The sequence below is a fragment of the Pseudoalteromonas sp. MelDa3 genome, from assembly GCF_002863625.1.
In the GTDB taxonomy this organism is placed as follows: Bacteria; Pseudomonadota; Gammaproteobacteria; order Enterobacterales; family Alteromonadaceae; genus Pseudoalteromonas; species Pseudoalteromonas arctica.
Window position 1 is genome coordinate 1 of the sequence record NZ_PJBR01000139.1, and the last position, 5,597, is coordinate 5,597.

The window sequence follows — 5,597 nt, forward strand, 5'->3', positions numbered from 1 at the left end:
TTGATAATGATTTTGTAGATGCTACTAGCGTTGGCGGTGAGTATTTTGTAGAAGATTTTGTATTAGGTGCACAGTACAATAATTTCGATAGTGATTTTGGCTCAAGCACGGATGTAATTGAACTTTCAGCTGGTTACTTCTTTAACCCAAACCTTGTATTAAAAGCAACGTTTGTTGATGTAGAAGATGCTGACAATCAATTTGTGTTTGACTTAGCGTATAACCACCAGTTAAACAGCACTGATTATATCGGCTTTACAGTAACAGCAGATGATGAGTTTGATTACCGTGCAGTAGCAGCTAAGTACTTTGTTGATTTACAGCAAGGTAACTACTTGACTGTTGAAGGTAAATTTGAAGATGTTGATGGCGGTTCAAGTAACTGGGAATTAGCATCTAACTACTATTTCAGCAAAGCAACATCAGTTTTTGTTACAGTTAATAAAAATGATGATTACACTCTTGGTGCTCAACACTTTTTCAACAACAATGTTGGTTTAGAAGCAGGTTACGGCAATAACTGGGATGATTCTGATTATGATGCCTACTTTGCAAATGTAAGCTTACAGTTCTAATTTAACAGAAAATTAGAATATGAATAAAAAGCCCGCTCATTTGAGCGGGCTTTTTGTTCAGCGCTATTTACCAGCCGCAGTTGCGGCCTTCGTTTTGTTTATCTAAATAAGTTTGTAATGGTGCAAAGTAATCGAGCATTGCTGTTGCATCCATTTGCGGCTTACCTGTTACAGTTTCAAGCGCTTCTTGCCAAGGGCGAGACGAACCCATTTCAAGCATAGCGTTTAGCTTATCCCCTGCTTCTTTTGAGTTATAAATAGAGCAGCGATGAATGGCTTTATCGTTACCGGCAATTTCACATAAGCTGCGATGAAACTCAAATTGTAAAATATGCGCTAAAAAGTAACGAGTATAAGGCGTGTTACCCGGGACGTGGTACTTAGCACCCGGATCAAAGTCATTTTCGCTACGTGCGATAGGAGCTTGCACTCCTTGGTATTTTTCACGTAGGTCCCACCATGCTTTATTGTAATTTTCCGGAGCTACTTCACCTGAAAATACCTGCCAGCGCCACTGATCAACCATTAAGCTAAACGGCACAAAGGCGACTTTATCAAGTGCCATTTTCATTAATAAACCAATATCTTTAGATTCATCAGGAACTTGTTCAAGTAAGCCGATTTCTTTTAAGTAACCCGGTGTAACCGATAAGGCAATCGTGTCTCCAATGGCTTCATGAAAACCATCGTTTGCACTTTCTTGATAAAATAAAGGCTGTTTATTATAAGCGCGCTGATAAAAGTTATGACCTAATTCATGGTGAATAACTGAAAATTCTTCGCCTGTGCGCTGAATACACATTTTAATGCGTAAATCGTCTTTGCTATCGATATTCCATGCTGATGCATGGCACTGCACATCTCTGTCTTTTGGTTTAACAAACAGTGAACGCTCGTAAAATGTCTCTGGTAGTGCGTCAAAACCCATTGAGGTAAAAAAGTTTTCAGCCCCTTTTACCATTTTAAGTTCGTCGTAATTATTTTTAGCTAATAACTCGGTTACGTCGTAACCCGGATCGGCGTTTTCTGGTGCAACTACATCGTAAATATTACCCCATGCTTGCGCCCACATATTACCAAGCAAGTGCGCTGGAATAGGTTGGTCTTGCGGTACTTTGTCGGTGCCGTACTTTTCACCTAACTTTGCGCGAACATGGCAGTGTAGCGAGTTATACAGCGGTTTAACTTGGCCCCAAATACGGTCAAGCTCGGTGGTGAAGTCATCAGCAGGCATATCGTATTTACTGCGCCACATAGCGCCCGTATCGGCATAACCAAGCTCCTTTGCACCTTCGTTGGTTAGTACTACTTGTTGCTCGTAAAGTGAGCGCATTGGTTTTGATATTTGACGCCAGCCTTGCCATAAATCAAGTAGTTCGTTGTAGTCTCGGCTGGTGGCCATTTTTGAAGTCATGTCGCCAAGGCTTAAACAGCTGCCGTCTTCTTTACAGTATTTACCCTTACCATATAGCCCGCCAAGCTCTGCGACAATTTGTGAAAGTTGTGCTGTTTTATCAGCGTCTTGTGGGGCAGGAAGTGTAAGTGCTAGTTTTAGTTTATCAAGTTTACGGCGAGCATCGTAATCAAGCTCTAGTTCGTCGTATTTTGCAGCTTCATTGGCTAAACGCACGACTGTTTCGGTCATTTTACGGTTAACTTCAGCCGATAGAGCCGACGTATCATGAGTAATAAAGTTTGCGTAAATCCATTCTGCACGGCTCGATTCTAAATAAAGTGCACTTAGTTCTTTTTCTGTGTTTGTTATAAATGTTTTTGCACCTTTAGCTGTTACAGCTTTTTTAGTGTGTGCTGAATCGGTAGTGTCTATCGTTACTTCTGCATCGCAGGCCGTTAAAGCAAGAGTACTTGCTACCATTAAGGCGCTTATACTTAGTTTAAATCGAAAGGGGGTCATGCTATTCCTTTAATTTATTGTTATTAAAACGTTGATAATAGCAGTGATGTTTAAAACAATAAAATGAATGCGTTAAGGCTTACGACTCGTCGTGCAATGATTGTATTTAAATTAAGATGGGTCATAATTAAGTTACTATTTTCATTCAATGTGTAAGGAATGTGCGCATGTTAATATTTATAATATTGCTGGTCGTAGTGGTGGTTATTTTTGCGGTTAAAGATATTCGCCTAAACTTGATTAGTCGTCCTACGTTTAAAATGTTCAAAAAGGTGCTTCCGCCATTATCGCAAACAGAGCGAGAGGCGATGGAAGCAGGTGATGTTTGGTGGGATGGTGAGTTATTTAGTGGTAACCCAGACTGGCAAAAACTGCACCGCTTTCCTAAACCAGAGCTTAGCGATAAAGAAAACGCATTTATGGCTAACCAAGTAGAAACCTTATTGGCGATGCTTGATGATTATCAAATTGTACAAAAAGACAAAGACTTACCAAAAGAAGTGTGGGATTACCTAAAAACAGAAGGTTTTTTTGCGCTGATCATTCCTGAAAAATTTGGCGGTCGTGAGTTCTCGGCAATTGCTAATTCAACGATAGTGTCAAAAATTTCGACTAAAAGCTTAACAGCCGCAGTCACTGTTATGGTGCCTAATAGCTTAGGTCCGGGTGAGTTACTTCTTCACTATGGTACTAAAGAGCAGCAAGATCGTTGGCTGCCAAGTTTAGCTAATGGTACAGATGTTCCTTGTTTTGCATTAACGGGACCAGAGGCGGGCTCTGATGCTGGCAGCATCCCTGATTCAGGTGTGGTGTGTATGGGTGAGCACAATGGCGAGCAAGTAATGGGCCTGCGTTTAAATTGGTCAAAGCGTTACATTACGCTTGCACCCGTGGCGACTGTACTCGGCTTAGCATTTAAAATGTATGATCCGAACGCTTTATTAGGTGATAAAAAAGAGCTAGGCATAACGTGTGCGCTTATACCAACCGATCATCCGGGTGTAGAAACGGGTGAGCGTCATTATCCACTTAATATGGCCTTCATGAATGGTACCACTTACGGTAAAGATGTATTTATACCACTGGATTGGATCATTGGTGGACAAGGGTGTGCAGGGCGTGGCTGGAGAATGCTTGTTGAGTGTTTAAGTGCAGGGCGTGGTATATCACTACCAGCATTGAGTGCAGCAACTGGACATTTAGCTTCAAAAATGACATCGGCATACGCCATGGTACGCCAGCAGTTTGGTGTATCCATAGGGCAGTTTGAAGGAGTGCAAGAGGCACTTGCACGTATTGGTGGTTTAACTTACACACTTGAGTCGTGCCGATTAATGACCGCAGGTGCGATTGATTTAAAATTAAGCCCGTCGGTTGTAACAGCGATTGCTAAATACCATATGACTGAAATGGGTCGTACGGTAATGAACGATGCAATGGATATTCATTCAGGTAAAGGAATTCAAGTAGGGCCTAATAACTATTTGGCGCATGGCTATATGGGTATTCCAGTATCAATTACGGTTGAAGGCGCGAATATTTTAACGCGTAACTTAATGATATTTGGCCAAGGTGCAACACGCTGTCATCCATTTGTTTTAAAAGAAATGGAAGCCGCTGCAATGGAAGATGACGACGCAGCACTTGAACAATTTGATGGTTTATTAATGAACCATATAATATTTGCAGCAAGTAATGCAGGCATGGCATTTGTGCATGGCTTGACACGTAGTTGCTTTGCTAAAGCGCCTGTAGGTGGTGAAACGGCTGTTTATTATAAACAATTGAGTAGAATGAGCCGAGGCTTAGCTATTTGCACAGACGTGGCTATGTTAATGCTTGGCGGTGAACTTAAACGTAAAGAAATGATATCGGCACGTTTGGGTGATGTATTAAGTCATTTGTACTTAGCATCAACTGTTTTAAAACGTTATGAAGACGAAGGGCGCCAACAAGCTGATTTACCATTTGTAAAATATGCAATTGAGAACTCATTATTTGAAATTGGCCAAGCGTTTAATGGCTTCTTTAAAAACTTTTCAAATCCGGTTGTTAATTTTACCCTTAAACGTATCGTGTTCCCGCTTGGAAATCATTACCACAGACCAAGTGATGAAATAGCACAAAGTATTTGTGAGCGTATGACTCAACCGGGTGTATTTAGAAACCGCTTAACACACTTATGTTATGTAGATGAAAATGCAGGTACAGGGGTAATGGAAAGCGCATTTTTAGCTATGCATGATATGCAAGCGCAGTTTAAAGATCTAAAACAATGGCAGCGTAAGGGCAGTGTGCCTGCAACGCTTGATATTGAAGGCGCTATAAATTATGCACTTGAGAATAAGTTATTAGAGCAAACGGATGCTGATGCAATGCATCACGCTAATAAGTTACGAAAGAAAGCCATCGCAGTTGATAACTTTCAACCAGGTGAGCTGTAGCGCAGTACTTTAAATACTAGGGCGTATCGACCCTTCGTGGTTGAATTTGCAGCAGACTGTTTGGTTTTTAGGCAAGGCAGAGCCTATGTAGTGTGGTTATTCCCCATAAATAGGCGATAACGCAGCATAAATGCCAAACATGCGCTGCCCTTTGGGTTCTTTCTAGGGACGATTAACTCTTTGTTGCTCGGTTTTTACTTAGCCCACTAGGTTACAAACCTCGCGCCGCGATTAAATCGCCCCTAGATTGAACAAACTTCAATCCACAAAGATCAACACGCCCTAGCTAAAGTGAAAAAGGCCTTACAAATGTAAGGCCTTTTTATGTTTAATTCATTTATTTTAACGAGCGTAAGGGTCGGCAACTATTTTATCTATATACCATTTGCCTTTTTTACGAAGCATTTTCACACTGCGCATTTCGTCAATTTTATCACCATTTAAGTAGCCGGTAAAAATAAGGTTTATTTTGGCGTTATCACCGTATTGCTCACGGATGCTCATATTGGTCATATCAACTTCAATGGTTACTTCATCGTATTGCATGTTTACTAAGTTACGGGAAAACTGTTTAGCGGTGCCGTAGGATTTCATTATACGTGTAAGATTGGGTGTTGCCATGGTGCTGGCTTTTTGAAGGTCTTGCTGGTTATAAAGCGCATC

The 5,597-nt window shown here is 41.1% G+C and carries 4 protein-coding genes; 2 read left to right on the forward strand and 2 right to left on the reverse strand.

Translation table 11 applies throughout. The annotated features are described in order from the left end of the window. Positions 1 to 575 (forward strand): putative porin (locus CXF89_RS18025; protein WP_121955368.1); only part of this gene is annotated, 575 nt, incomplete at its 5' end. A gap of 67 nt (positions 576 to 642) precedes the next feature. Here CXF89_RS18025 and CXF89_RS18030 read toward each other — a convergent pair. Then, positions 643 to 2,490 carry a M2 family metallopeptidase gene (locus CXF89_RS18030; RefSeq protein ID WP_121955369.1) on the reverse strand — a complete coding sequence of 616 codons (1,848 nt, stop codon included), beginning with the start codon at positions 2,488 to 2,490 and terminating at the stop codon, positions 643 to 645. 167 nt (positions 2,491 to 2,657) lie between these two features. Between CXF89_RS18030 and CXF89_RS18035 the strand changes: the two genes are divergently transcribed. Then, positions 2,658 to 4,934, forward strand: a complete 2,277-nt coding sequence (locus CXF89_RS18035) for an acyl-CoA dehydrogenase (RefSeq protein WP_121955370.1) — start codon at positions 2,658 to 2,660, stop codon at positions 4,932 to 4,934. A 342-nt stretch (positions 4,935 to 5,276) separates the two neighbouring features. Here the strand turns inward: CXF89_RS18035 and CXF89_RS18040 are convergent. Continuing rightward, the coding region (locus tag CXF89_RS18040) for a hypothetical protein (protein WP_121955371.1) at positions 5,277 to 5,597 on the reverse strand (321 nt) is incomplete at its 5' end.

What these genes read in the sequence shown, in the direction of transcription:
- CXF89_RS18035 (WP_121955370.1), top strand. Translation starts at nt 2,658, where the DNA reads ATGTTAATATTTATAATATTGCTGGTCGTAGTGGTGGTTATTTTTGCG.
- CXF89_RS18030 (WP_121955369.1), bottom strand. Translation starts at nt 2,490, where the DNA reads ATGACCCCCTTTCGATTTAAACTAAGTATAAGCGCCTTAATGGTAGCA.